This is a genomic window from Kitasatospora sp. NPDC005751, from assembly GCF_040630835.1.
Lineage (GTDB): Bacteria > Actinomycetota > Actinomycetes > Streptomycetales > Streptomycetaceae > Kitasatospora.
The window spans coordinates 59,759-83,959 of sequence record NZ_JBEXYC010000017.1 but is presented as its reverse complement, the minus strand read 5'-3'; the positions used below and the strand labels follow the sequence as shown (position 1 = coordinate 83,959).

The window sequence follows — 24,201 nt, the reverse complement described above, 5'->3', positions numbered from 1 at the left end:
GGAGACGATGGACCTCTTCACGAGACTCGACCGGGCCGCCGGGCGGACCGGGGCGGCGGCCGAACCGGGTGAGCCGGACAGACCGGCCGGCCAGGACAGCCGGGCAGGCCGGGACGGCCGGGCAGATCAGCACAGCCGGGGTGGCCCGGGCGCGCCGTCCGAACCAGGCCTGCCCGAAGAACCGGGCGGGCTCGACGGGCTGGTCGGCGGGATCCTGGCGGAGATCGCCTCGGGCAGCAGACCCCTGCGCGCGGTGGCCCACCCGCTCGGCTTCTACTGCCTGCCGGTCCTGCGGGAGGGCGCGTGCGGGGTCTGCGTGCACGTCTTCGGGCCGGTCATGCCCGGTCTGCGCCGGGCGGCGCACCCGCCCCCGCAACCGGCGGCGCACCCGCCCGCGCCTTCGCCGGAGATCCACTGCCACAGCTGGGAGTTGAAGAGCAGCGTGCTCTACGGGCGGGTCGGCAACCTGAGGGTCCGGGTGCTGGACGAGCCGCGGCGGCCGACGCACCGCGCCTTCGAGGTGTACAGCCGCACGGGTGCGGACGAGATCCGGCCGACCCCGCGACTGGTGCGCTGGGAGCCGGTGGTGGAGCAGCGCAGCGCGCGCGGAGAGACGTACACCCTGGCGGCCGGCGAGTTCCACACCACCCTCCTCACCGGGGCCGCGTCGGCGGCGACGGTGGTGCTGGGGCGGTCCGTGCCCGGCTCGGTGGACGTCGTGCTGGGGCCCGTTGACGGTCCGGCCCGCCGGGTGGTGCGCCGGCTCTGCGACGCCGACCAGACGGCTCGGATCGCCGGAGAGGCAGCGAGGAGGATCAGTGGACCCGATCAGGCAGCGTGACGGCGCCCCGGCGTTCCCGTTCGCGTTCGAGTGCGGTGTGGCGGTGCGGGCCGCCGAGGAGGCGGGGGTGCTGCTGAGCGCCCGGTTCCAGGACGCCTTCGGGGTCTGCACGAAGGGCGAGGACGGCGATGTGGTCACCGAACTCGACCTCCAGGCCGAGGCCCTGGTGAGCAGCCGGCTCGCGGAGTGCTTCCCGGGCGACCGGATCGTCGCCGAGGAGGGCGGTGCGACAGCGGGCGGTGCCGGCGGTGCGGCGTCGGGCCGCACCTGGCTGGTGGATCCGCTCGACGGCAGCAACAACGTGGTGATCGGGCTGCCGGCCTATGTGGTCGGCATCGCGCTCTGCGTGGACGAGGAGCCGGTCGTGGGGGTCGTGCACGACCCCGTGATCGGCCGGACGTGGTGGGCCGTCCACGGTGCCGGTGCCTTCGGCCCGCAGGGACGGCTCTGCGGTACGGCGGGTGCGGCCCGTTCGGCGCGTGCGGTCGCCGCGGCCCGGCCGGTGCTCGCCTGGACCCAGGGGCACGGCATCGCGACCGACGACCGGCTGCTCCGGGCGCTGAAGTCGGAGCTGGAGGCCGGCTCCCAGCGGCTGCTGCAGCTGTGGGCGCCGCTGCTGGCCTGGTCGATGCTGGCCCGGGGCGACATCGACGGCTTCGTCGGCTATCTGCCGGAGGAGATCGACCTGCCCGCCGGGTACCTGCTCGCGGCGGAGGCGGGTGTGGTGGTCCGCGGGTTGGACGGCGGCCGGTTCAGCGGGCGGATCGGCCGGCCGGACACCGCGCGGAGCTTCGTCGCGGGCCGACCGGAGGCGCTGCCCTATCTGCTGGACCTGGTGGCCCGGGCCGCCTCGGCCGCCGGGCACGGCTGAGGCAACGGGCAGCGGAGTCGAGTCTCCCCGCCCTGTGCACCTCCGGCCACCTCCGGCCACCGTCGTCACGCCGCTACGCCGCTACGCCGCTACGCCGTCACGACGTCAGGGTCAGGGCCGCGGTGGCCAGCGCCACCCCGCTGACGGCCAGGACGGCGCTGGTCGCCGCGACGCTGCGCAGCGGTACCCGCAGCCCGGCCGACCGGCACCGCTCGTACCAGAGCAGGGTGGCGAGCGAGGCCCAGGGTGTGATCAGCGGGCCGATGTTGGTGCCGATCAGCAGGGAGAGCAGCTGCTGGTGGTTGCCGGCCGGTACGGCGGCTTCGCCGGCCAGGTACACGGGCAGGTTGTTGAGCAGGTTCGACAGCCCCGCGCCCACCGCCGAGGCGCGGAACATCCCGAGCACCCCGCCGTCCGTCCCGATCGCCGCGGCGAGCACCCGGTGCAGCCCGTGCGCGTCGAAGGTCTGCACCACCAGGAACATCCCCGGCACCATTACCAGCAGCCGCCACGGGATCAGCGAGGCCCGCAGCGCCTCGGGCCGCCGCACGGCGAACGCCACGACCACCACCAGGGCCGCCACCCCTGAGGCGACCCAGAGCGGGAGGTCGGCCAGCAGGCTGGTCAGCAGGAACCCGGCGCAGGTCAGTGCGCAGATCCTGAACAGCACCCGGTCGGCCGGCCGGTGGGCCGGCGGCGGGTCGTAGTCGTTCGCGCCGCGCCGGTCGCGCCGCCAGTAGAACCACCACAGGCAGGCCATGGTCATCAGGCCGGCGGCCAGTTGCGGCGCCCACATCACCCGGGCCAGGCCGGTCGGGGAGAGCGCGACCCGCTCGGCGGCCAGCAGGTTGGTCAGGTTGGACACCGGGAGCAGCAGGCTCGCGGTGTTGGCCAGCCAGACCGTGGTCATCGCCAGCGGGAGCGGCGCGATGCCCACCCGCGAGGCGAGCGCCAGCATCACCGGGGTCAGCAGGACGGCCGTGGTGTCCAGGTTGAGGGTGATCGTGGTGACGGCGGCCAGCGCCACGCAGAGCACGAACAGCGCCGCGTAGCTGCCCCGGGCGGTCCGGGCCACCCCGGCCGCCAGCACGTCGAACACCTCGGCGGTGCTGGTGAGTTCGGCGAGCACGATGACGGTTCCGAGGAAGGCGAGCAGGGGTGCGATCCGGGAGATCGCGGCCCCGGCGGAGTCCGTCGGTAGCAGTCCGGTGGCGAGGAGGAGCAGCCCGCAGGCGAGCAGCGCAGCAGCCACCCAGTCGAGAGGGTGGAGCCGCTTGACGTTGGGCCAGTAGGCAAGCACGGTGGTCAGGGTCGCATACGAGCGGTGGTTGGTCGAGTGTGGGTCCGAACCGGGGTCGCTCGTCGGCGATCGGCCATAAGCTGGCCCCATGGGGGCTTATGACGTGAACCCGGGCGGCCCCGGGCCGATCGACTTCTTCATCAGCTACTCGCCCGCCGACGAACGGTGGGCGGCCTGGATCGCCTGGACGCTGGAGGACGCGGGCTACCGAGCCTTCCTCCAGGCGTGGGACTTCGTCCCGGGGACCAACTTCGTCGACTTCATGGACCGGGGTGTCACCGAGTCCGCCGCGGTCATCGCGCTGCTCTCGCGCCACTACGAGCGTTCGCGCTACGGCCGGATGGAGTGGCAGGCGGCCCTGCGCGCCGACCCCGACGCCCCGGAGCGCAGGCTGCTGACCGTCCGGATCGAGGACATCCCGGTGGACGGCCTGCTCGCCACCCTGACCTACATCGACCTGGCCACCGTCACCGACCCCGCGCTGGCCCGCCACCTACTGCTCGCCAGGGTCGCCCAGGCGATGGACGGCCGGGCCCGGCCGGAGCTGCGGCCGGGCTATCCGGGCGGCGCCGCGGGCGCGCCGCCCGCCGCCCGGGCGCAGCAGGACGGGGAGCCGGCCCCGCAGGCGCTGCGGCCGGTCGGCGGCACCGGGCGGTCCGGCCGGCGCAGGCCCTCCGTGCGGCCGGAGTACCCGCCGGCGGCGGGCCACCCGGGCGGGCGGGAGTCGGTCACGGTGCTGCACCTGGCGGGCCCGTCCTTCGGCCGGGGCACCGATCCCGCGGAGCTCCAGGCCGCCGTCTGGGGGGACCTCGTCGAGCTCGCCGACGCCGGGGCCCCGGCGCCCGAACTGGTCGTCGTCACCGGGGACCTCACCGCGTCCGGCAGCCCCCGGGAGTGCGAGCAGGCCCTCGCCTTCCTGACCGGCATGCGCTCCCTGCTCGGGCTGGAGCCGCACCGGGTGGCGATCGTCCCCGGCGGTCAGGACGTCAGCCAGGCGGCCTCCCGCGCCTACTTCGCCACCTGCGAGGCGGACGAACTGCGGCCCACCCCGCCGTACTGGCCCAAGTGGCGCCACTACGCCCGGCTGTTCCAGGAGTTCTACCAGGGGCTGGACGTGGTCTTCGACAGCGACCAGCCCTGGACGCTGTTCCCGGTGCCCGAGCTCGGGACGGTCGTCGCGGGCCTGAACTCCTCGATGGCCCACAGCCACCGGCCCGACGACCGGTACGGCTGGCTCGGCCCCGAGCAGGCCGCGTGGTTCGCCCAGGCGCTGCGCCCGTACGAGAACGACGGCTGGCTGCGGATCGGCGGCGTTCGGCACCCCGTCACGCCCCGGCCGGCGGGTGCCCGGTCGGCCCGGGCGGGCCAGGACGCCGAGCCGCTGCGGGACGTCGACCGCTTCACCCGGCTGACCGCGCCCCGGCTGCACCTGCTGCTGCACGGGCCGGCCGACGGCCGCGCCGCGCTCCAGGACCTGCCCACCTCCGCCGGGGAGCTCAGGGTCCTCGGTGCCACCGCCCCGGGCGCGCACCAGCTGCTGCAGCTCACCCGCGAGGGGCTCACCCACTGGCCCAGCCCGAGCCCCGGCGCCGCCCCGGGGGCGGGCACAGCCCCGGGCGCCGAGCCCCGGCGGTCGGCGGTCGGCTGGCACCGGGCGCACCGCGCGTTCCCGCCGCCGCCCGACCGGGCCGCGCCCGACGCCCCGCCCGCGGCGGGCCCCGCCCCGGTGCCCGCCGCCGAGCGGGAGACCAGGGAACTGCCCTCCCCGCTCGACACCCTGCTGGCCCGGGTCGCCGAGGTCTGCCGCACCCGGCACCAGGGCGCCCAGATCCGCTCGGTCGCCGGCTCGCCGCCCCAGCTCTTCGTCACCTGGAACGAGTCGGGATTCGTCCGCCAGCAGCGGGTCGCGGTCTGCGTGCACACCCCGACCGCCGAGGAGGTCGACCACTTCGTCGACGAGGTGCACGCCGCCGGCAGCGCCCCGGACGCCGAGCTGGTCCACGACGGCCCGCCCCCGCCGCGCGAGTTGCGCGACCGGGCCCGGCGGCGCGGCGTCCGGCTGCGCAGTTTCATCGAGTTCCAGGGCCTGCTCGACCTCCGCGACCACGTCGCCGCGCAGAGCGAGCGGCTGGCCGCCGACAGCCAGTACCAGCCGGGCCTCTACCTGCCGCAGCGCTACCGGGACGCCGAGCGCCCCGGCGGGGAGGAACGCGAGGGCCTGGTCGACGAGATGCTCCGGCTGCTGGACTCCGACCACGGCCGGTTCCTGCTGCTGCTGGGCGACTTCGGGCACGGCAAGACCTTCGCCCTGCGCGAGCTGGCCCGCCGCATCCCGGTCGAACTCCCGCACCTGACGCCGCTGTTCGTCGACCTCAGCGCACTGGACAAGGCGCACTCCTTCGACGGCCTGGTGGCGGCCCACCTGACCGCCCACGGCGTCGACACCCTCGACCTGCGGGCCTTTCGCTACATGCTCCGGCAGGGGCGCGTGGTCCTCCTGTTCGACGGCTTCGACGAACTGCTGAACCGGGTCAGCTACGAGCGCGCCGCCGACCACCTCCAGGTGCTGCTGGACGCCGCCGTGGACAACGCCAAGATCGTGGTGAGCAGCCGCACCCAGCACTTCAGCTCCCAGGAACAGGTGCTCACCGCCCTCGGCGAGCGGGTCGGCCTGCTCCCGCAGCGGCGGCTGATCGCCGTCCAGGACTTCACCACCGCCCAGATCCGCGGCTACCTGGCCAACCGCTACGGCGACGAGGCCGCCGCCGACCGCCGGATGCGGCTGCTGGAGGCCATCCCCGACCTGCTCGCGCTCTGCCGCAACCCCCGGCTGCTGAGCTTCGTCGCCGACCTCGACCACGACCGGCTGCGGGCCGTCGCCGGAGCCGGCCGGGCGCTCAGCGCCGCCGGCCTCTACCAGGAGGTCTTCACCGCCTGGCTGGAGTTCGAGGAGCGGCGCGGCCAGGGCGGCCCGGGCGCCGCGCCCGGCCTCGGCCTGGACCAGCTCTGGGAGGCCGTGACCGCGCTCGCGGTCCGGCTCTGGGAGACCAGCCGCACCTCCCTGCCGTACGACGAACTGCTCGACCTCTCCGGTGCGCTGACCGGCCTGGCCGGGAGCCACCTGCCCGCGCCGCAGCTCGCGCACGCGGTGGGATCTGGCAGTCTGCTCGTCCGGTCCGACGAGGGCGTGTTCCAGTTCATCCACGGTTCCGTGGTCGAGTGGCTGGTCGCCCGGGCCGCGGCGGCCTCGCTCGGGAACGGCGAGTCGGAGCTGCTCACCCGGCGCCCGCTCAGCCGGCTGGCGGTCGAGTTCCTCTGCGACCTCGCCGACCACCAGCTCTGCCAGCAGTGGGCCCACGACGTCCTGGACGGGACCGGCGAGGCGGACGAGACCGCGCGGCTCAACGCCGTCAAGGTGCTGGCCCGGCTGAGGGTGCCCGCCCACACCGACCTGCGCGGCGCCGCGCTGGCCGGCGAGGACCTCTCCCACCGGGACCTCTCCGGCGTCGACCTCGGCCAGGCCGACCTCACCGACGCCCGGCTGCTCGGCGCCAGCCTGGCCGGCGCCTCGCTGCGCGGCGCCCGGCTGGCCGGTGCCCGGCTCGACGCGGCCGACCTCTCCGGCGCCGACCTCTCCGGCGCGGACCTCCGCGGTGCCCGGCTGATCGGCACCGATCTGCGCGGCGCCCGGCTGCGGGGCAGCCGCTGGCAGCGGGCCGCCCTGATCTCCGCCGTCACCGACGACGAGGTGCTGGCCGCCCCCGAACTGCGTGCCGCGGCCATCGCACCGGGCCTGCCCGTCGAGGCCGGCTTCCGGCCCTCGGAGGTCGGCGTGCCGTACGGGTTCGGCGTGCGCACCGCCCGGCTGCCCGAACCGGTCGCCTTCAGCGCCGACGGCCAGCTGCTCGCGGTCGGCAGCGCCGACGGCAGCGTGCTGGTCTGCGACGCGCTCACCGGAGTCGCCCTGCGCACCCTCAAGGACCACATCGACCGGGTCTACGCGGTGAAGTTCGCCGGGAGCGTGCTGGCCACCGGCAGCGCGGACGGCACCGTTCGGCTCTGGGACCAGGTCTCCGGGGAGTGCCTGCACCGCCTCGACGTCCACCCGGGCGGGGTCTGGCCGGTCTCGCTGGAGTCGACGGGGGCGCTGCTCGCCACCGGTGACGCCGACGGGACGGTCACCCTCTGGGACACCGCGACGGGCGGGCTGCTGCGCCGGCTGACCGGCCACGCCGCACCCGTCTACACCGCGGTCTTCAGCCCGGACGGCGCCCTGCTGGTGACCGGTGACCGGCTCGGTGGGGCCCGGCTGTGGGACACCGCGACCGGGCAGCGGGTCGCCGAGCTCCCGGGGCACCGCGGGACGGTCTTCCGGGCCCGGTTCAGCCCGGACGGGACGCTGCTGGCCACCGGCGACGCCGGTGCGGACGGCGCGGCCGTCCGGGGCGCCGCGGACGCGGTCCCGGAAGCCCCGGGCGGCGCCGTCCGGGTCTGGGACGTCGCGGGGCGACGCCTGCTGCACACCTTCGAGGGGCACGGCGGCCGGGTCTACACGCTGGCCTTCCACCCCGACGGGGACCTGCTCGCCAGCGGCGACACGGCCGGTCAGATCCGGCTCTGGAACCCGCAGGACGGGACGGCGGCCGGCCGGCTGGAGGGCTGCACCGGCTCGGTCTACCAGGTCGACTTCGACGACGGCGGCGGCCGGCTCGCCGCCGGGGACAGCGACGGCGTGGTCCGGGTGTGGCGGGTCGGGCCGCCCGCCCCGGGCGGGCGCGAGGTGGTGGCCCCGCGCCGCCAGCCGCCCGAGCACCGGGGCTCGGTCTGGGCCTGCCGGTTCCGCCCCGGCGCCGGACCGGGCGGGGCGGAGGCCGACACGCTGCTGGTGACCGGCGGCAACGACGGCGCCGTCCGGCTCTGGGACCCGGCCTCCGGCCGCAGCCGCCAACTGCTGCGCGGCCACGGGCGCCGGATCGGCTCGCTCTCCTTCAGCGGGGACGCCGGCGTGCTGGCGGCCGGTGGCAACGACGGCGTGGTCCGGCTCTGGGAGCCCGCCACGGGCCGCCGGGTCAGGGAGCTCTCGGGGCGCAGCAGCCGGCTGGTCTCGGCGCAGTTCAGCCCGCAGGGGCCGGTGCTGGCCACCGCCAGCAACGACGGCGACCTCTATCTGTGGAACGCGCTGACCGGTGAGTACCTGCGGGAGATGGACGTCGAGACGGAGCACGTCTGGGCGGAGGCGTTCAGCGCCGACGGAGTCTTCGTGGCCACCGCCAACGACGACGACACCGTCCGCATCTGGTACCGCAGCACCGGCGCCCACGTCGCCACGCTGCGCGAGCACCGGGGCCGGGTCCGCTCGATCGCGTTCAGCGCGGACGGGCGCCGGCTGGCCACCGGCTGCGACGACAGCAGCGTCCGGATCTGGGACATCGAGGCCGGCCGGATCGAGGCCCGGCACGACGGGCACGGTGACCGGGTGTACGGCGTCGCGTTCGGCGCCGACGGCGCCTGGCTGGCCAGCGCCTCGTGGGACGGCGACGCCGTGGTCTGGGCGGACGGCGGGATCAGGCACCGCCTGACCGGCCACGCCGGCCGGCTCTGGACGGCGTCGGTGCACCCCCGGCGGTCGCTGCTCGCCACGGCGGGGGACGACCGGGTGGTCCGGCTCTGGGACCCCCGCACCGGGCAGGACCTCGGACGGCTGCGCGGGCACACCGGCCGGATCCTGGCGGTGACCTTCAGCCCGGACGGATCGCTGCTGGCCAGCGGCGGTGAGGACGGCACGGTGCGGCTCTGGGACGTCCCCGCCGACGGCGCGCCCACGGCCCGGGCGACCCTGCTCGGGGCACCGGACGGCTGGGCGGCGCTGCTGCCGTCCGGCGCGTACAAGTACGAGGGCGACGTCGTGGGCGAGTTCTGGCACGCGGTCGGGATGTGCCGCTTCGAGCCCGGCGAGCTCGACACCCGGCTCCCGGGCGTCCACCGGATGCCGCCGGAGGCGCTGCTGTGAGCCCCGGGGCGGGCGGGCCCGGGGCCACGGCCGACGGGTGGTGTCAGAACGCCGCCGGGTCGCCGGCCGGGGCCGCGTCCCGGGGCGGGCGGGCCGTCCAGTGCAGGAGCAGCAGGCTGGCCAGGGCCGCCAGGGCGCACCAGGTGGAGACGAAGGCCAGCCGCCAGAGCAGCGCGCAGAGGACGGCGCCCGCCCCGGTGAGCAGGCCGAGCCGGCGCAGCAGGCGGTCGCCGCTGAGGAGCAGCGGGCCGACGGTCGCCACCAGGTAGCCGGTCAGCAGGAGCGCCGCGTGCGGGATGCCGACGGCGTAGCCGAGGGTGTGGCCGTGCGCGGTGGCCGTCACCGGGCGGGTCGCGACGGCGAGCGCGAGCGGGACCGCGACCAGCAGGCCGAGCAGGACGAAGCCCAGCAGCGGGCGCCGGCGGGCCCGGTCGCGGGTGGCGGTCCACACCCCCACCGGGACCAGGACGGGCAGCAGCGGTAACGCGATCACGGCCCACGCGGTCCGGGCCCACCCGGCCGGACCGGCGGGGAGGCCGCCCTCGGCGCCGTGCCAGACCGCGGCCTCGATCAGCTGGTGCACGCCGAGGACGAGCGGGAGGGCCGCGAGGGGCAGTCGCTCGGGGCGGCCGGCGCGGTGGGTCCGGACCAGGCAGAGGACGCCGATGCCCGACACCACCCCGCCGGCGACGAGGTCCGCCTGCGCGCTCCAGCACATGGGTCGCCGCCGTTCCTTGGCCGGCCCGGCTACCGGGAGCCGGTGGGGTCGGTGGGGCCCGCGCCGGTCGGGGAGTCCGGGCCGTCCGGGGAGTCCGGCGAGTCCCCGCCGTCCCCGCCGTCCGGGCGGTCGGCGGCTTCGGCGGCGCGCGGGACCGCCCGGTGGCCGCTGCCGGGCATGGCCGGGTGGCGCCCGATCACGATCACCCCGATGACGACCGCCACCAGTCCCGCGGCCTGCCAGGCCAGGGCACCGGGGGTGACCCGCAGGCGGTCGCCGAGGAAGCCCACCGCGCAGGCGATCCCGGTGATCGGCTGGGCCGCCGTCAGCGCGGGCAGCGACATCCGCAGCGGGGCGGCCTCGAACGCGCTCTGCACCAGCAGCAGTCCGACCACCCCCGCCGCCACCACCGCGTACGGCTGCCAGCTGCGCAGCACCGCGTCCAGCCCGTCGTGGTCCAGCCGCAGGGTCGTCGTACGGGTGAGCGCGTCCTGGAGGCCGTAGAGCAGGCCGGCGGCGAGGGCGAGCAGGGTGGCCTCCTCGAACAGCGGCATCCGGCGGGCCGTGGAGACCAGCAGCACCGTCAGGCCGACCACGGTGCCGACCACCACCCAGTGACGCAGCTCCCCGGCCGGTTCGCCGCCCCCGGTGGGGCGGCCGGCCACGATGAACGCCGTCACACCGAGTGCGAGCAGCAGCACGCCGGCCCAGCCGGACCGGCCGAGGCTCTGCCGGGTCAGCACCCGGGACAGCGCCATCGCGAACAGGAGATTGGTGGCGAGCAGCGGCTCGACCAGCGAGACCTCGCCCTGGTTGAGGGCGAGTGCGGAGAGGATCAGACCGCTGACCATGAACCCGGTGCCGAGCAGCCATTCGGGCATCCGCAGCAGGTCCAGCAGCAGCCGCCAGCGCAGCAGGTCGGCACGCGGGGCACGCTGTGCCGCGTGCTGCTGGAGGACGAATCCGAGCCCCAGGCAGCAGGCGGCGCTCAGTGCGAGGAGGAAGACCACCACGAAGGGACCACCCGAACGTCGCTGCCCGCGCCGGACCGGCGATCCGTGGTTCGACGGCGGTCGCGGCACGTTTCCGCCAGCGTACCGCCGGGGCGTTGACCCGACCGCCGGGACGCGGGCCGGCCTGGGCCGGACGGCTGCTTCCGCTGCCGCCCCCGGCGCCCGGGGCCGCGCTTGCCGCCCCGGGCGCCGGGGGCGCACGCTGGTGTGAGCAGCCGCCACGGGTCCGCAACCGTGCCGGCCCGAGTGGGCGCGACGGGGGCAGGCGCCAGGAGGTGTGGCATGCACAACCAGTGGGATGTGGAGCTGAGCTTCGAGGAAGACGGCGTGCACACGGGATGCGACGCGAGGCTGACCGGTGCCAGGGCACCGGGCCTCAGCGCCCACGGAGAGTCGCTCAAGAGCGCGGAGGACCGCCCGCTCGCCCGGATCGGTGAGGAGGTCGCCGCCTCCCGCGCCCTGGAGGCGCTGTCCCGCAAGCTACGGGCCCAGGCGACCGGCGAGATCGAGGACGAGGGCCACCGGCCGGGCTACCTGATCTACTGAACCGTCCGTCCGCTGACCCGCCGTCCGCCCGGCCGGTCGACCTGACCCGCGCACCCGGGCCGGCCGGTGTGCGCCGCCCGGGACCCACGGGGTGGATGGCGGTGGGGCCGGCGCCGCGGCCGTTCCGCTCGGACGGCCCGTGAGCTACTGGGCCCCGGCGCCCTCCGGTTCGAAGCCGGTCACGCGGCACCGGACAGGAATGACGTGAGCCGGTCGGTGAGTTCGGTGGGCCGGGCCGTGAGCAGGGTGTGGTGGGAGACCTCGGGCAGCACGGCGACCGTGGCGCCGGGCAGGGCCTCGCGGGCCGACGCGGCCACGCGGCGCGCGTCGTGGGTACGGCTGCGTTCGGCGAGCAGGACCAGGGCCGGCGCCCCGAGGGCGGCCAGTCGTTCACGCGTCGGGCGAGGTCCGGTGACCACCCGGGAGGCCGGGAACCCGGCGTGGCCGAGGGCGTAGAGTTCGCGCCAGCCGGCGTCCAGGCCGCTGCCGCCGCTCTCCCAGTCCAGGTAGGCGCGGGCCCGGCCGGCCGAGCGGGGCGGCAGGAAGAGCGGCAGCACGCGCAGCAGGTAGCCGGCGCGGAAGCCGGCGAAGCACTGGGTCGGATCCAGCAGGGCGAGTCGGCCGACCCGGGCGGGGGCGTGCAGGGCGTACTCCAGGGCGATCCACCCGCCGTACGAGTGACCGCAGAAGTCGGCCTCGGGCACGTCGAGCCGGTCGAGCACGGCGTCCAGCCAGCCCAGCAGGCCGGGCACACCGCCGAGCGGGGCGCCGTCGTGGACGCTGCGCCCCGGGTCGCCGATCAGGTCGACGGCGAGGACGCGGTGCCCGGCGCAGGTGAGCGCCTCGACCGCGGCGAGCCAGCCGGTGGAGGTCGCGCCGCCGCCGTGGAGCAGGACCAGCGGCCGCCCGTCGCGGGGGCCGCAGGCGTTGACGCGGGTGGTGCCGTGCGGCGTCCGGACGGTGAGCGGCTCGACGGGGACGGGCCAGCGGGCCAGCACGGCGTCGTAGGCGGCGAGGAACGCATCGAGCGGATCGTCGGCGCCGCCCACGCCGGTGGTCCGGGTGTCCTGCGGGTTTCGTGGGGCTCGTGAGGAGCGTGAGGCGCGTGCTGACATTCTGCTGTCCTCCGGCGGGTGGCAAAATTACTCGCTGAACAATAATCTCGCTGAGCGAGACAATAGTGCCACCGCACCTGGAGCGGAAGGAGAACGAGGTGGACGAACCCGAGGAGCCGATGCGGCTGGTCCATCTGCTGCGCGGCCTGACCGTCGAACTGGACCTGTTCGGAGCGGAGTTCGCCGGCCGCCACGGCCTGCACCCGACCGACCTGCGCGCGTTGATCCACCTGCTGGACGCCGCCCGGGCCGGGACGGTGGTGACGCCGGGCCGGCTCGGCGAGGCGCTGCGGCTGAACTCGGCGGGCACCACCGGCCTGGTCGACCGGCTGGAGCGGCTCGGCCTGATCCGCCGCGAGCGCGACCCCGGGGACCGCCGACGCGTCCGGCTGGTGGTCGAGGAGCGGGCGGTGGAGCTCGGGCAGGGCTTCTTCGGCGGGCTGATCGCCGATCTGGTGGCCGCCATGGGCCGGTTCGACCCCGCGGAGCTGGCGACGGCCCGGCGGTTCCTGCTGGCCATGACCGAGGTGGTGGCCACGGCCCGGGAGGAGTGACCGGACCGCGGACGCGAGGCGATCGTCGTCCGGGGCCGGTGACGCGGGGCACCCCCGGGGGCGCCGGGGGATCAGAACCAGGTCTCGCCGAAGTGGTCCCCGGGGTGGCCCTCGCGGAGCAGGCAGAAGTCGGGTTCCCTGACGTGCTCCGGACCCTTCAGCCCGGCCTCGGCCGGGCAGCGCGGCGCCAACTCGACCGTGTACACGGGCCAGGAGGCCCAGTGCAGGTCGTTGCCGACGCCCTGGACGAGGGCGCAGTGGGTGCTCTCGTGCCCGGCGACGAGCTCGCAGCGGAGGTGTTGCTCCATCATGAAGGCGGCGTGCGGCAGGCTGTTGAAGTGATCCACATCGGACTGCGGGAGCGTGACGACGGCGGGGCACTGACGCTTGACCATGGGTGGACGGTTGGCTTCAGTCATGCTCGCCAGCATTCCACCGCGCCGCCCGGGAGGCGATGCTTTCCGCCCGGTCGCACGCGTCTCGTACAGGTCGGGCGGGTTCTTGACGGCTCCCCACCGGCGGCGTACCGGCGGGCACCGGATCCCGCCCCCGTCGGGCTCCACGAATTCCCCACGCTTCACCCGCGTCGCCCACTTCAATGCCTGCTTCGTCGCCCGCTTCGTCGGCCGGGCCGACCCGCCGTCGCGGCGCCGGTCCGACGGTGCCGCCGGGCCGTACGGCTCAGCCGGGTCCGAGCGTCCGGCTGACGAGTGACAGCGTCGCCATCGAGACCAGGGTGGAGCAGAGGATCGAGCGCCGCGCGAGCGCGGTGCCGTGCCCGTACTGGGCGGCGTAGACGAACACGTTCTGCGCGGTCGGCAGGGCGGAGAACAGCACCACGGTGAGCAGTTGGTGGGGCGGCAGGTGGAGCAGGCCGGCCCCGACGGCGAACGCCGCCAGTGGCTGGATCAGCGTCTTGAGCACCACCGTCACCCCGACCTCCGCGTACCGGCGGTTGCCGGGGCCCGCGCCGATGTCAGCGCCGGCACCAGGAACGGTGCCGGCGCCGGTACCGGTGTCCGCGGCGGTCGCCGGGCGGCCGTGCAGCGACATGCCGAGGGCCACCAGCGCGGCCGGTACGCCCGCGCCGCCGAGCAGTTCGCAGGAGCGGGCCAGCTCGGCGGGCGGGTGCCAGCCGGTCGCCGAGACCGCGGCGCCGAGCGCGACCGCCAGCAGGATGGGGTTGCGCACCGGCAGGGTGAGCGCGGCCCGGCGGCCGGCGCGGCCGGTGTCCAGCACGGTCAGCACGATCGGGGTGACCAGCAGGGTCTGGAACAGCACCACCGGCCCGACGAAGGACGCGTCGCCGAGCACCTGGAGGGCCACCGGAATGCCGAGGTTGGCGGAGTTGACGTAGCCGGAGGCCATCCCGCCGATCGTGCCCGAGGCGAGCCCCCGGCCGAAGAACCGGTGGGCGGCCAGCAGGCCGAGACCGGCGGCGAGCGCCGTCCCGGCGGCGAAGGCCAGCATCGACGGGTTGGCGAACCGGTTCAGCGGCGTCCGGGCGATCATCAGGAACAGGGCCGCGGGCATGGCCAGGTGGAAGCTGAACCGGCTCAGCACCGCGTCGGCGTGCGGCCCGAGCAGTCCGCTGCGGCCGACCAGGTAGCCGATCCCGATGAGGGCCCAGATCGGGGCGAAGCCGGAGAGCAACGGGTGCAGACTGGGCATGGCTCCTCGGGGTGGTCCGGGGTGTCCGGCGGTGTCCGGTACGCGGCTCGCGGGGGTCTCCCGGCACCGCCGCAGTCAACCAGACGCCCTCCCGGCCGAGTCGGCCGGGCATCCCGCGGGGGCTCCCGGCCTACCATGGCCCGGTGGAGAACCTGAGCCTGGTCGAGGTCGAGACGATCGCGCGGCGTGCCCATGACGGGCAGGTCGACAAGAACGGTCACCCCTACAGCGAGCACCTCGCCGCGGTGGCGCACGGTGTGGCGGAACGCGGCGGCAGCGAGGAGCAGATCGCGGCGGGCTGGCTGCACGACGCGATCGAGGACGAGGTGCTGACCCGCGAGTGGCTGGCCGCCGCGGCCCTGTCCGAGGACACCAAGGCGATCGTGGACGCCCTCACCAAGCGCCCCGGCGAGCCGGTGGAGGAGTACACGGCCCGCATCCTGGCGACCCCCGGCGCGCTCCTGGTCAAGCGGGCCGACCTGGCCCACAACTCCAGTCCGGCCCGGCTGGCCACCCTGGACGCGCCGACGGCCGAACGGCTGGCCGCCAAGTACCGCCGGATGCGCGAACTGCTCGGCCTGGTGGGCGTGGACGGCGACTGACACCCTTCGCCGCCCGGCACCGGTCCGGTCCGGTCCGTCCGGCGTCCGGCCCGGTCGGGTCCGGGGGAGCGCGCCGGACCGGGCCCGGAGACGGGCGAGAGGGCCCGCGCACGCGGATCGCGCGTGCACGGGCCCTCTCGGTCACCCCGGTGATCCCTGTCCGATCCCCGGGGTGAGGGGGGACAGTGGTCTGGCTGCGGCAGCCGGAGCCCCGGCGGAGCACCGGCGATCGATCGGCCGGCCGGCCCGGTGGCTCGGAAGAGTTCGGCTTAGTACCAGTGGTGGTTCTGCCAGAACGACCAGGCGGCGTTCGGGCTGCCGTAGCGGGAGTTCATGTAGTCCAGCGCCCACTTGATCTGGGTCTTCGGGTTGGTCTTCCAGTCCGCACCGGCGGAGGCCATCTTCGAGCCCGGCAGCGCCTGGGCCAGGCCGTACGCGCCCGAGCTGGGGTTGGTCGCGGTCACGTTCCAGCTGGACTCGTGGCTGATGATCTGGCTGAACGACGCGAGCTGGCCGGCCGGCACGATCTGGGCGGCGAGGGCCTGGGGGGACACGGTCGCGGCCGAGGCGGTGGCGGGCACCAGGCCGGCGCCCAGGGCGGTCAGACCGGCGGCGCCGGCGAGAAGAGCGGCGGAAGTACGCATACGGAGCTTGAAAGCGGGCATGAAGGAGAAGACCTCAATCGGGTTGGGCCGGTGTCACGCCCCGCCTCGACCGTTGGCCGGACAGGGGCCGATACGGTCGCGGGGCGTGACTCGGCGGTAAGCCGTGCTCCGGCGGGACAGGTGCCGGAGCGGCTGACGACTGAGCCATTGTTGCCAGACGGGATCGGCCGTCGCCAAGACCCCTTCGCTACGACCGGGCGTCGTAGCCGGGGCCGTGCCGTGGATTCGAAGGGTCCTCCGGAGCCGCCTGCGGCGTGCCCGCCGGCCTGGGCGGATCCGCGATCGGCGGCGGACCGAGTGGCTGTCCCGAGAACGACTACCGCCCGTCGTGGCGGCCTTTCGTGTGTGAGCGCACTCACCGGCGGGCCACCGGGGCCCGTCACGGACCGGTCCGGGGGAACCACTACGGGTACAGACGATCTGAGAGCGGCGCCACACCGGTGCGCCCTCGGTGGGCGCCCTGACGGCCCGGGCCGGGTCCCGCCGCCCGGGCTCCTCAGCCGCGCGGGCGGACGTGCAGGTCCAACCCGCCCGTCCCCGGCGCCTCCACACCCGGCATCAGCCGCATGTCGCGGCCGTAGTCACCCCCGACGAGCGACCGGAACGGGACCGGGTCGTCGGTGAAGAGCCCGTCGAGCCGCCGGCCGTACGCCTCCTTCGCCGCCTCGAAGCGCTCCTCGGACAGCTCGTTCGCGTCGTACACCGCGAACGGCTCCAGCGGTGCCATACCGGTGAACCAGAAGAGGCCGTGCTGGACCGGGTGGAGCACGTCCGCCAGCCGGCCGTGGATGCCCCGGTCGAGGAGCGACGTCTCCCGGGCGCCCGCCGTCACGGACATCAGCGCGCGCCGGCCCGCCAGGGCGGAGTCCTGGGTGTAGGGGGGAGGCAGGGCCGGGCCGTAGCCGAACCCGGCGGTGAACACCCGCTCGATCCAGCCCTTCATGATCGCGGGGGTCGAGAACCACCAGAGCGGGAACTGCAGGATCACCGCGTCCGACCAGCGCACCTTCTCCTGCTCCGCGGCGATGTCCGGCGACAGCCGCCCGGCCAGCGTGGCCCGCTCCGAGGCGGCCATCACGTGCAGCCGCTCGTCCGGCGCGTGCGCGGGGAAGTCGTCGGCGTCCAGCCCGGCCTTCCACTTCATCGCGTAGAGGTCGGACTGCCGGACCTCGTGCCCCGCGCCGCGCAGGCGGTCGACCGCGAACGCGGTGAGGGCGGTGTTGAGCGAGCGGGGGTCCGGGTGGGCGCTGACGACGAGGATCTTCTGCTGCTGTGGCGTGGCTGCGGTCATGTCGTACACGCTCTCCCGGGCGCGGCCGGGCAGCCAGAACCCTGGTCAACCGCAGGACCGGTGATCCTGGTACCGGGAGGGCCACCCATACTGGACGCCAGGAAACGGGGGGCGGGATGAGGCACACGGACACGACGACGGACGGCACGGGCGGGGGCGGCGACCGGGTCGAGGCTTTCGGGGCGGTCGGGACGGTGGGGGCGGTCGACGGGGTCGGCGACACCCGGCGGGCGCTCGGCGGTTTCCTGCGGGCCCGGCGCGGCCGCGTCGCTCCGGAGGACGTCGGGCTCGCCGGCGGCCGCCACCGGCGGGTCCGCGGGCTGCGCCGCGAGGAACTGGCCCAGCTCGCCGGGATCAGCGTCGACTACTACGTCCGCCTCGAACAGGGCCGGGCCACCCAGCCGTCCACCGAGGTGCTCGACGCGCTCGCGCGGGCGCTCGGCCTCGACGCCGCCGAGCGCCGCCACCTCGCCACCCTGGCCGGAGCCCGGCGCGGCACCGCGCCCGCGGCGCGGGTCAGCCCGCAGCTGCGGCGGCTCCTGGACGCCGTCGTCCACTTCCCCGCCTTCGCGACGACCCCCCACCTCGACGTGGTGGCCTGGAACGCGCTGGGCGCCGAACTGATGGGCGGGCTCGGCACACCCGGCGGCCGGGACGGCAACAACGCCAGGTACCTGTTCTGCGACCCCGGCTCCCGGGACGTCCACCCCGAGTGGGAGGACCGGGCCCGCGAGGCCGTCGGCCAGCTGCGGGTCTCCGCCGGGAGCTACCCGGACGACACGGAGCTGGCCGCGCTGATCACCGAACTGTCGGCGCGCAGCGCGGACTTCCGGCGGATCTGGGCCACCGGCGAGATCGTGGTGTGCGGCGCGGGCCGCAAACGGCTGCGGCACCCGGTGGCGGGGCTGCTCGCCCTGGACTACGAGACGCTGCACGTGCCCGCCGCACCGGGCGAGACGGGTCTGGTCGTGCACGTGTTCAGCGCGGCGGAGAACAGCCCGGAGGCCGCCGCGCTGGCCCGGCTGGCCGAGGCCGTGGCGGCGTCGCAGCAGGAGCGGGCCGCCGGGCCGGTGCGGTACTCCGACGCCTGAGGCGTCCACGGCAGGGCGCCGGGAGCGCCCCCCGGAGCCTCGCACCCGCCGCCTCCCACCTCCCCCTACCGCACCGCCCGGTGCCCCGGGCGCGCACGCGGGCCGCACCGGATTCGCCGCGGAGGAAGCGGTTCCGGCCCGGTCCGGGCTCAGGAGGGGTGAGGAGGTGCTCATGGGAGAAACGAAGACCGACCGGGACGACGAGTTCCAGGCGTTCATCGTCGGGGCCTGGCCACGGCTGCTGCGTACGGCGTACCTGCTGGCCGGGGAGCAGTACGCGGCCGAGGACCTGGTGCAGTCCGCGGCGGAGAAGGCCTGCGCGGCCTGGGGGAAGGTCCGCCGGGCCGAGGACCCCTACGCCTACGTGCGGCGGATCCTGGTGAACCAGCACGCCCGCCGCTTCCGGCGCCGCCCGCCGGAACTGCTGGTCCACGCCGTGCCGGAGACGGCGGGCGAGGAGGACGGCTACGCGCGGTCCGACCAGCGCTCGGCGTTGCTGGCCGCGCTCGCCACCCTGCCGCCCCGCCAGCGCGAGGCCGTCGTGCTGCGCCACTGGGAGGACCTGAGCGACAGCCAGGCCGCCGTGGCGATGGGCTGCTCGGTGGGAGCGGTGCGCAGCCAGGCGGCGAAGGGGATAGCGAGGCTCCGAGAGGTCTCGGTGCTGAAGGAACTCAAGGGCATGACACACGTCGGAGGTGCGGTATGAGCATGGGCGGCAACGACCGGACGGGCGCCGCGGGCGCGGCGGACGACGGCGACTCGGCGGTGTGGGTCGGGCTCGGGCTGGCGGAGGCCGCGGCCGGGGCGCGGGTCGGGGCGGTGCCGCTGCCGGAGATCATGGCGGGCGGTCGCCGGTTGCGGCGGCGGCGACGGACCCTGGTGGGGGCGGTCGCGCTGGGCACCGTGGTGGTGCTGGCCGGCGGCACGACGATCGGTCTGCACGGAGCCGGCGCGGGCGGCACGTCGGTGGGGGCGCTCGCCCCGGCCGGGTCCGGGACCGGCGGCGGAACCGGTGGCGGACCGGCGGCCGACACCTCCACCACCACGGCCCCGCCGACGGCGGCGGTCCGCGACCCCTTCACCCCGGCCCGGGCGGTGGTCGCCCAGGGCACCGCCGACGGCAAGGAGTGGAAGCTCTGGATCGCGCTCTGGCCGCTCGCCCGGCAGGACCAGGCCTACCAGCAGGCCCAGGCGATCTGGCAGGAGCGGCACGCCGTGGACCCGGAGCTCACCGCGCCGACGGAGGAGTTCGTCAAGCAGTACTGGCAGCCCCGGGACGACGTCACGAACACCTACTTCACGGTGGACGGCGTGCGCCTCGGCCATGACTCCCAGGGCAGCGTCCCGGCGCCGTCCGCGCCCGCGACGCCCGTCGACACGGTGGGTTCGCTCAGCGGGGGCCTGGTCGGCCACCGGGGCAAGGGCGACACCGTGGCCCCGCTCGACGTGGTGTCGGCGCGGCTCGACCCGAACGTCGGCCGGGTGACGGTGACCTGGACGGACGGCACGACGTACGAGCCGCAGCCGGTCACCGTGGGGGACTCCCCGGTGCGCTGGATCGCGGTGGCCCGGCCGGCGGGCAAGGCCGCGCAGTCGTGGCAGCTCTTCGACCGCGACGGCGTGCCGATGAAGGGCGGTGACCACGTCGACTTCCTGAAGTGAGGCCGGACCCGCCTCCCGGGGTGCCGCGGCTTGTCCGACCGTTCCCGCCGCGCGCCGGTGCGGCGCGACTGGTCAGTGAGTCCTAGGCGGAGCCGCCGCGGGCCGTATCGACGAGCAGGTCCCCGAGCCGGCGGTGGCGCCGGGCGCGGGCGGTGAGCCGCTCGGCCTCCGGTACCCCGGCGAGTGCGGTGAGCGCCGCGCCGACCGCCCGGCCGAGCCGGTCGCAGAACGCGGCCGGCTCGTCGGCGGCGTCCGGCCGTTCGGGCACCACGGCGTCGACCAGGCCGACCGCCGCCAGGTCGGCCGCGCCGATGCCCTGCGAGCGGGCGAGGTCGGCGGCGTGCGCGCCGTCCCGGTGGACGATCGCGGAGGCGCCCTCGGGCGGCAGCGGCGCGAGCCAGGCGTGGCCGGCGGCGAGCACCCGGTCGGCGGGCAGCAGGGCGAGGGCGCCGCCGCCCGAGCCCTGGCCGAGCAGCACCGCCAGCACCGGCGTGCGCAGGGCGAGCAGGGTGGTCAGGCAGTGCGCGATCTCGACGGCGATGCCGTCCAGTTCGGCCGCCGCGGACAGCTCGGCGCCGGCCGTGTCGACGACGGTGACCAGCGGCAGGCCGAGCTGCTCGGCGAGCCGGGCGCTGCGCCGTACGGCCCGCAGGTCGGCGGCGGTGAAAGGGCGTTCGTGGTCCGGACCCTGCCGTTGCTGCCCGACGATCAGGGCGGGCCGGCCGTGCAGGACGGCGAGGGCCCGGACCAGGGCGCCGCCGCGGCCGCCTGGCGCGTCCAGCAGGACCAGCTCGTCGGCCGTCCGGCGCAGCAGCTCGCGCGCCCCCGGCCGGTCGGGGCGGCGGGTGCGCCGCACGGAGTCCCAGGCGTCCGGCTCTCGGGCGGTCGCGGTGTCCGGCGCGGGTGCGGCGTCCGGTGCGGTCACGGTGTCCGGTGCGGTCACGGTGTCCGGCGCGGGTGCGGCGTCCGGTGCGGTCGCGGTGTCCGGTGCGGGTACGGCCTCCGGTGCGGTCACGGAATCCGGCACGCTCGCGGCCGGGGCCAGGACGGCCAGCGACCGTCGCAGCACCTCCCGCAGGTCCTCCGGCGCCACCACGGCGTCCACCAGGCCGCGCCCGGCCAGGGTCTCCGCGAGCTGCACGTCCGCGGGCAGCTCCACGCCCCGCAACTCCTGGTACACCCGGGGCCCGAGGAACCCGAGCCGGGCCCGCGGCTCGGCGAACACCAGCTGTCCCAGCGTCCCCCAGGAGGCGAAGACCCCGCCCATGGTGGGGTTGCGCAGGTAGCTGAGGTACGGCAGGCCGGCCGCGCGGTGGGCCTGGACGGCGGCGGTGATGCGCAGCATGCAGAGGAAGGCCGCCGACCCCTCCTGCATCCGCGTCCCGCCCGAGACCGGCAGGGCGACCAGCGGGAGCCGCTCGGCCGTCGCCCGTTCCACGGCCCGGGTGATCCGTTCCGCGGTGGCCACCCCGATCGAGCCGCCGAGGAAGCCGAACTCGGAGGCGACCAGGGCCACCGGCCGGCCGGCGAGCAGCCCGACCCCGGTGATCACCGCTTCGTCCACCCCGGTGCGTTCGCGCGCCCGGGCGAGTGCGGCCAGGTAGTCGGCGTCGGCCGATTGCGCCCCGACCGGCTCGTCCCAGCTCCGGAACGAGCCCTGGTCCACCAGCAGGCCGATGAGTTGACGTGCCGTCAGTGAACTTCCGGTCCCCACAACCCACCCCGCCGTCCGAGCCGTCCGCATCGACAAGATCCACCCTACGCAGCGGCCGACCAGCCGTCCCGGACCGACGGGCGGGTGTGACCGGGTCGACAGCTTCGGGGGCGGGGGTTGCGCGAGCCGACCGCGTCGACCGCCGTGCGCCGGCTCAGCGGAGCGCGGCGGCCTCCTCCCGCCGGGGCACGGCGGTGCGGTTGTCGTGGTCGGCGTGGTCGGCGTGGTCGGCGTGGTCGGCGTGGTCGGCGCGGGCCGGGCGGGCCGGGCGGCAGGCCCGGTCGTAGCGGTCGTAGCGGTCGGCGACCAGGCGGGCGAGCGCGTCGTGCGTGCCGAGCGGGGCGCTGGTCCACCGGGCGGCGGTGCCGGCCGCCCGGTCGGCGAAGAACCCCGGGCCGAGCAGGTAGGTGGCGACCGCGACCTCGCGGTGGCCGGCCGCGTGCAGGGCCTCGACCGCCTCCTGCGGAGTCGGCCGGGCCGCCGAGAGGTAGGCGGGGACGACCGGCCGGCCCTCGCCGAGCCGGCGGGCGAGCAGCCGCGCCGTCCGGGCGGTGTCCGCGGCGGCGGCCGGGTCGGAGGAGCCGGCCGCCGCGAGCACCACCGGTCCGGCGCCGGCCGGGCGGCCGCTCTCGGCGAGCCGGTCCGCCAGGGCGGCGGCCAGCAGCGGGCTCGGGCCCAGCGCGGGGGCGAGCCGGACGTGCGGCAGGCCGGCGTCGGCCAGCGCGCCGGGGATGTCCACCCGCAGGTGGTAGCCGGTACCGAGGAGCAGCGGCACCAGGACGGCGGGCTCGCCGGCGGACAGCTCGCCCAGCGCGGTGGGCAGGGAGGGCGCGGCGAGGTCCAGGAAGCAGCAGCGGACGTCGAGTTCGGGGCGCAGCGCGCGGACCCGGGCGAGCAGCGCCCTGGTGGCGGCCGTTCCGGCCGGATCGCGGCTGCCGTGGGCGACGGCCAGCAGCACCGGGCGGCCGCCGCGCGGCGCCGGCCGGGCCGCCGACTTCCGCACCGGGCTCATCACCGGCCGGGCCCGGGGACCGTCCCCGGGCAGCCGGTCCGTCAGGTTCCGCGGGGCCGCGTCGGTCGTCCGCTCCGGCCCGTTCCGCCTCGCGGCTGTCCGGCGCATCAGGCCGCCGCCAGCCGGTAGCCGCGCTTCGGGACCGTCCGGATCAGCCCGCCGTGCGGCCCGAGCGCGGCCCGCAGCCGGCCGATCGCCGCCTCGACCGCGTGCTCGTCCGCCGCCGCGTCCACCCAGACGGTGCGCAGCAGTTCGGCCCGGCTGAGCACCCGGCCCGGCTGTTCGGCGAGCGCCCGCAGCACGGCTGCCCCGCGCGGGCTCAGCCAGTGGCTCTCGCCGTCGACCAGTACGGCGTTGCCCTGGAGGGTCAGCAGCCTTCCGGCGAGGGCGAGTTCGCGCCGGTTCCGGCCGGGCAGTGTCTCGCCGAGGTAGCGGACCAGGGAGCCCAGCCGGCCGCGCTCGGGGAACAGCACGGGCAGGCCGAGGTCGGCGAACGGCCGGGCGCAGAGCGCGCCGACGCAGACCGGCAGGACGTCGCCGCGCAGGGCGTCCAGCAGCGGCTCCCGCAGTCCTTCGGCGGTGGCCGTCTCCACGAAGGCGCTGACGGCCGGGGCGCTGGTGAAGGTGAGCGCGTGGACCTGCCGCCGGACGGTCTGCTCGACCAGCCGCCGTACCGGTGTCGGGTCGTCCGGGGCCTCCCAGCGGTAGACCGGTACGGAGATCACCTCGGCACCGCGCTCGCGCAGCGCCGCCGCGAAGGCGTCCAGCCGGACGCCGTGCTCCTGGATGGCGACCCGACGGCCGGCCAGCGGGCGGGCGAGCAGCCAGGTGAGCAGCTCGTCGGTGGCCTCGGAGCCGGGGGAGAAGGCCTCGTCGAGGCCGCTCGCCCGGACGGCGCCGGTCGCCTTGGGGCCGCGGCTGAGCACCAGGGCGCTGCGGCAGGCGTCGGCCAGGGCGGCGCCCCGGCCCCACCCCTCGGCGGCGCTCATCCAGCCGCGCCAGCCGACGCCGGTGGTGGCCACCACGTAGTCCAGCGGGGCGGCCAGGCAGAGTTCGGTGGCCCGGCGCAGGGCGAGGTCGTCGGCCAGCGGGGTGATCCGCAGCACGGGGGCCTCGACCACTTGGGCGCCGCGCCGGCTGAGCAGGGCGACCAGTTCGTCGCGGCGGCGGGCCGCGGTCACCCCGATCGTGAAGCCGGTCAGTGGGCCGGGGGGTGCGCCGGGACGCGGGCCGGTGGGGGTGGGGGAGGTTGCCATGGGCGCAAGGGTGCTTTCTCCGCGTTACGGCGGGGTTGCCCGCCGGTCACCCGGGCGTAAGCGAAACCGGCCCCCCGGTTACGGCTGATGTCCTGCCGCGCACCCCGCCCCCCGGAGGCCGTGAGCGAGGCGTACCGCGCGCGCAACACGGGGGACCCGACCGCGAAACGACCACCGGTCAGATTCTTCGGCATGAGGGCGGCACCCGACGGACCACTCGCCGGACAGCCGCCCCACTCGCCGGACGCCCGCCCCACCCGCCGGCCCAC

Annotated in this window: 20 protein-coding genes; 9 read left to right on the top strand and 11 right to left on the bottom strand. The window is 76.2% G+C overall.

Annotated elements, in window-relative coordinates; all coding sequences use genetic code 11:
* The first annotated feature begins 7 nt into the window (after positions 1 to 7).
* A complete protein-coding gene (locus ABZ497_RS18235) occupies positions 8 to 841 on the top strand; it encodes a hypothetical protein (protein WP_359806302.1) in 834 nt (277 codons plus the stop codon).
* Positions 819 to 1,712, top strand: a complete 894-nt coding sequence (locus ABZ497_RS18230; protein ID WP_359806299.1) for an inositol monophosphatase family protein — start codon at positions 819 to 821, stop codon at positions 1,710 to 1,712. Before ABZ497_RS18235 ends, ABZ497_RS18230 begins: the two co-directional genes overlap by 23 nt.
* A gap of 97 nt (positions 1,713 to 1,809) precedes the next feature.
* On the opposite strand, the gene ABZ497_RS18225 is transcribed toward ABZ497_RS18230, so the two are convergent.
* Positions 1,810 to 3,012 (bottom strand): SLC13 family permease, encoded by a 1,203-nt coding sequence (locus ABZ497_RS18225; RefSeq protein WP_359806297.1) that lies wholly within the window; start codon positions 3,010 to 3,012, stop codon positions 1,810 to 1,812.
* Between the two features lie 88 nt (positions 3,013 to 3,100).
* Here ABZ497_RS18225 and ABZ497_RS18220 point away from each other — a divergent pair, with 88 nt between their 5' ends.
* The gene (locus tag ABZ497_RS18220; protein ID WP_359806294.1) at positions 3,101 to 9,022 is read left to right on the top strand and encodes a TIR domain-containing protein; all 5,922 of its coding nucleotides are present in this window, start codon (positions 3,101 to 3,103) and stop codon (positions 9,020 to 9,022) included.
* Positions 9,023 to 9,065: 43 nt separating this feature from the next.
* Here ABZ497_RS18220 and ABZ497_RS18215 read toward each other — a convergent pair whose 3' ends face one another.
* Both ABZ497_RS18215 and ABZ497_RS18210 read right to left on the bottom strand, forming a co-directional pair.
* Positions 9,066 to 9,740 (bottom strand): DUF6629 family protein, encoded by a 675-nt coding sequence (locus ABZ497_RS18215; RefSeq protein WP_329490918.1) that lies wholly within the window; start codon positions 9,738 to 9,740, stop codon positions 9,066 to 9,068.
* 29 nt (positions 9,741 to 9,769) lie between these two features.
* Entirely contained in the window at positions 9,770 to 10,753 is a 984-nt protein-coding gene (locus tag ABZ497_RS18210; RefSeq protein WP_359806291.1) for a DMT family transporter, read from the bottom strand.
* A 282-nt stretch (positions 10,754 to 11,035) separates the two neighbouring features.
* On the opposite strand from ABZ497_RS18210, the gene ABZ497_RS18205 reads away from it, so the two are divergent.
* Positions 11,036 to 11,299 carry a dsRBD fold-containing protein gene (locus ABZ497_RS18205; RefSeq protein WP_329490920.1) on the top strand — a complete coding sequence of 88 codons (264 nt, stop codon included), beginning with the start codon at positions 11,036 to 11,038 and terminating at the stop codon, positions 11,297 to 11,299.
* A gap of 179 nt (positions 11,300 to 11,478) precedes the next feature.
* On the opposite strand, the gene ABZ497_RS18200 is transcribed toward ABZ497_RS18205, so the two are convergent.
* On the bottom strand, positions 11,479 to 12,348 hold the full coding sequence (locus tag ABZ497_RS18200; RefSeq protein WP_359806288.1) for an alpha/beta fold hydrolase: 870 nt from the start codon (positions 12,346 to 12,348) through the stop codon (positions 11,479 to 11,481).
* Between the two features lie 185 nt (positions 12,349 to 12,533).
* Here ABZ497_RS18200 and ABZ497_RS18195 point away from each other — a divergent pair, with 185 nt between their 5' ends.
* Positions 12,534 to 12,968 carry a MarR family transcriptional regulator gene (locus ABZ497_RS18195; protein ID WP_329492362.1) on the top strand — a complete coding sequence of 145 codons (435 nt, stop codon included), beginning with the start codon at positions 12,534 to 12,536 and terminating at the stop codon, positions 12,966 to 12,968.
* 71 nt (positions 12,969 to 13,039) lie between these two features.
* Here ABZ497_RS18195 and ABZ497_RS18190 read toward each other — a convergent pair whose 3' ends face one another.
* Positions 13,040 to 13,387: a hypothetical protein gene (locus ABZ497_RS18190; protein WP_329490922.1), complete on the bottom strand. Its 348-nt coding sequence runs from the start codon at positions 13,385 to 13,387 to the stop codon at positions 13,040 to 13,042.
* Positions 13,388 to 13,649: 262 nt separating this feature from the next.
* Positions 13,650 to 14,639 (bottom strand): AEC family transporter, encoded by a 990-nt coding sequence (locus ABZ497_RS18185; protein WP_359806285.1) that lies wholly within the window; start codon positions 14,637 to 14,639, stop codon positions 13,650 to 13,652.
* A 143-nt stretch (positions 14,640 to 14,782) separates the two neighbouring features.
* On the opposite strand from ABZ497_RS18185, the gene ABZ497_RS18180 reads away from it, so the two are divergent.
* Complete coding sequence (locus tag ABZ497_RS18180) at positions 14,783 to 15,241, top strand: HD domain-containing protein (protein ID WP_359806284.1); 459 nt, start codon at positions 14,783 to 14,785, stop codon at positions 15,239 to 15,241.
* A 269-nt stretch (positions 15,242 to 15,510) separates the two neighbouring features.
* Here ABZ497_RS18180 and ABZ497_RS18175 read toward each other — a convergent pair whose 3' ends face one another.
* Positions 15,511 to 15,885: a transglycosylase SLT domain-containing protein gene (locus tag ABZ497_RS18175; protein ID WP_359806281.1), complete on the bottom strand. Its 375-nt coding sequence runs from the start codon at positions 15,883 to 15,885 to the stop codon at positions 15,511 to 15,513.
* A 517-nt stretch (positions 15,886 to 16,402) separates the two neighbouring features.
* Positions 16,403 to 17,197 carry an NAD(P)H-dependent oxidoreductase gene (locus ABZ497_RS18170; RefSeq protein ID WP_359806278.1) on the bottom strand — a complete coding sequence of 265 codons (795 nt, stop codon included), beginning with the start codon at positions 17,195 to 17,197 and terminating at the stop codon, positions 16,403 to 16,405.
* A 116-nt stretch (positions 17,198 to 17,313) separates the two neighbouring features.
* Between ABZ497_RS18170 and ABZ497_RS18165 the strand changes: the two genes are divergently transcribed.
* From ABZ497_RS18165 to ABZ497_RS18155, 3 genes are all read left to right on the top strand, one after another.
* The gene (locus ABZ497_RS18165) at positions 17,314 to 18,288 is read left to right on the top strand and encodes a helix-turn-helix transcriptional regulator (RefSeq protein ID WP_359806275.1); all 975 of its coding nucleotides are present in this window, start codon (positions 17,314 to 17,316) and stop codon (positions 18,286 to 18,288) included.
* Positions 18,289 to 18,460: 172 nt separating this feature from the next.
* Positions 18,461 to 18,994 (top strand): SigE family RNA polymerase sigma factor, encoded by a 534-nt coding sequence (locus tag ABZ497_RS18160; protein WP_329490929.1) that lies wholly within the window; start codon positions 18,461 to 18,463, stop codon positions 18,992 to 18,994.
* A gap of 2 nt (positions 18,995 to 18,996) precedes the next feature.
* Positions 18,997 to 19,950, top strand: a complete 954-nt coding sequence (locus ABZ497_RS18155) for a hypothetical protein (RefSeq protein ID WP_359806273.1) — start codon at positions 18,997 to 18,999, stop codon at positions 19,948 to 19,950.
* An 82-nt stretch (positions 19,951 to 20,032) separates the two neighbouring features.
* Here the strand turns inward: ABZ497_RS18155 and ABZ497_RS18150 are convergent, their stop codons facing one another.
* The 3 genes from ABZ497_RS18150 to ABZ497_RS18140 form a co-directional block, all read right to left on the bottom strand.
* Positions 20,033 to 21,664, bottom strand: coding sequence for a carboxyl transferase domain-containing protein (locus ABZ497_RS18150; RefSeq protein ID WP_359806270.1), 1,632 nt, complete (start codon positions 21,662 to 21,664; stop codon positions 20,033 to 20,035).
* 154 nt (positions 21,665 to 21,818) lie between these two features.
* Entirely contained in the window at positions 21,819 to 22,667 is an 849-nt protein-coding gene (locus ABZ497_RS18145; RefSeq protein ID WP_359806267.1) for a sirohydrochlorin chelatase, read from the bottom strand.
* Positions 22,668 to 22,783: 116 nt separating this feature from the next.
* A complete protein-coding gene (locus ABZ497_RS18140; RefSeq protein WP_359806265.1) occupies positions 22,784 to 23,932 on the bottom strand; it encodes a uroporphyrinogen-III synthase in 1,149 nt (382 codons plus the stop codon).
* Positions 23,933 to 24,201: the final 269 nt, after the last annotated feature.

Excerpts from the sequence above, each read along its gene's own strand:
- ABZ497_RS18235 (WP_359806302.1), top strand. The coding sequence starts at position 8 with ATGGACCTCTTCACGAGACTCGACCGGGCCGCCGGGCGGACCGGGGCG.
- ABZ497_RS18220 (WP_359806294.1), top strand. The coding sequence starts at position 3,101 with ATGGGGGCTTATGACGTGAACCCGGGCGGCCCCGGGCCGATCGACTTC.
- ABZ497_RS18215 (WP_329490918.1), bottom strand. The coding sequence starts at position 9,740 with ATGTGCTGGAGCGCGCAGGCGGACCTCGTCGCCGGCGGGGTGGTGTCG.
- ABZ497_RS18205 (WP_329490920.1), top strand. The coding sequence starts at position 11,036 with ATGCACAACCAGTGGGATGTGGAGCTGAGCTTCGAGGAAGACGGCGTG.
- ABZ497_RS18195 (WP_329492362.1), top strand. The coding sequence starts at position 12,534 with ATGCGGCTGGTCCATCTGCTGCGCGGCCTGACCGTCGAACTGGACCTG.
- ABZ497_RS18190 (WP_329490922.1), bottom strand. The coding sequence starts at position 13,387 with ATGACTGAAGCCAACCGTCCACCCATGGTCAAGCGTCAGTGCCCCGCC.
- ABZ497_RS18185 (WP_359806285.1), bottom strand. The coding sequence starts at position 14,639 with ATGCCCAGTCTGCACCCGTTGCTCTCCGGCTTCGCCCCGATCTGGGCC.
- ABZ497_RS18175 (WP_359806281.1), bottom strand. The coding sequence starts at position 15,885 with ATGCGTACTTCCGCCGCTCTTCTCGCCGGCGCCGCCGGTCTGACCGCC.
- ABZ497_RS18170 (WP_359806278.1), bottom strand. The coding sequence starts at position 17,197 with ATGACCGCAGCCACGCCACAGCAGCAGAAGATCCTCGTCGTCAGCGCC.
- ABZ497_RS18165 (WP_359806275.1), top strand. The coding sequence starts at position 17,314 with ATGAGGCACACGGACACGACGACGGACGGCACGGGCGGGGGCGGCGAC.
- ABZ497_RS18160 (WP_329490929.1), top strand. The coding sequence starts at position 18,461 with ATGGGAGAAACGAAGACCGACCGGGACGACGAGTTCCAGGCGTTCATC.
- ABZ497_RS18155 (WP_359806273.1), top strand. The coding sequence starts at position 18,997 with ATGGGCGGCAACGACCGGACGGGCGCCGCGGGCGCGGCGGACGACGGC.
- ABZ497_RS18140 (WP_359806265.1), bottom strand. The coding sequence starts at position 23,932 with ATGGCAACCTCCCCCACCCCCACCGGCCCGCGTCCCGGCGCACCCCCC.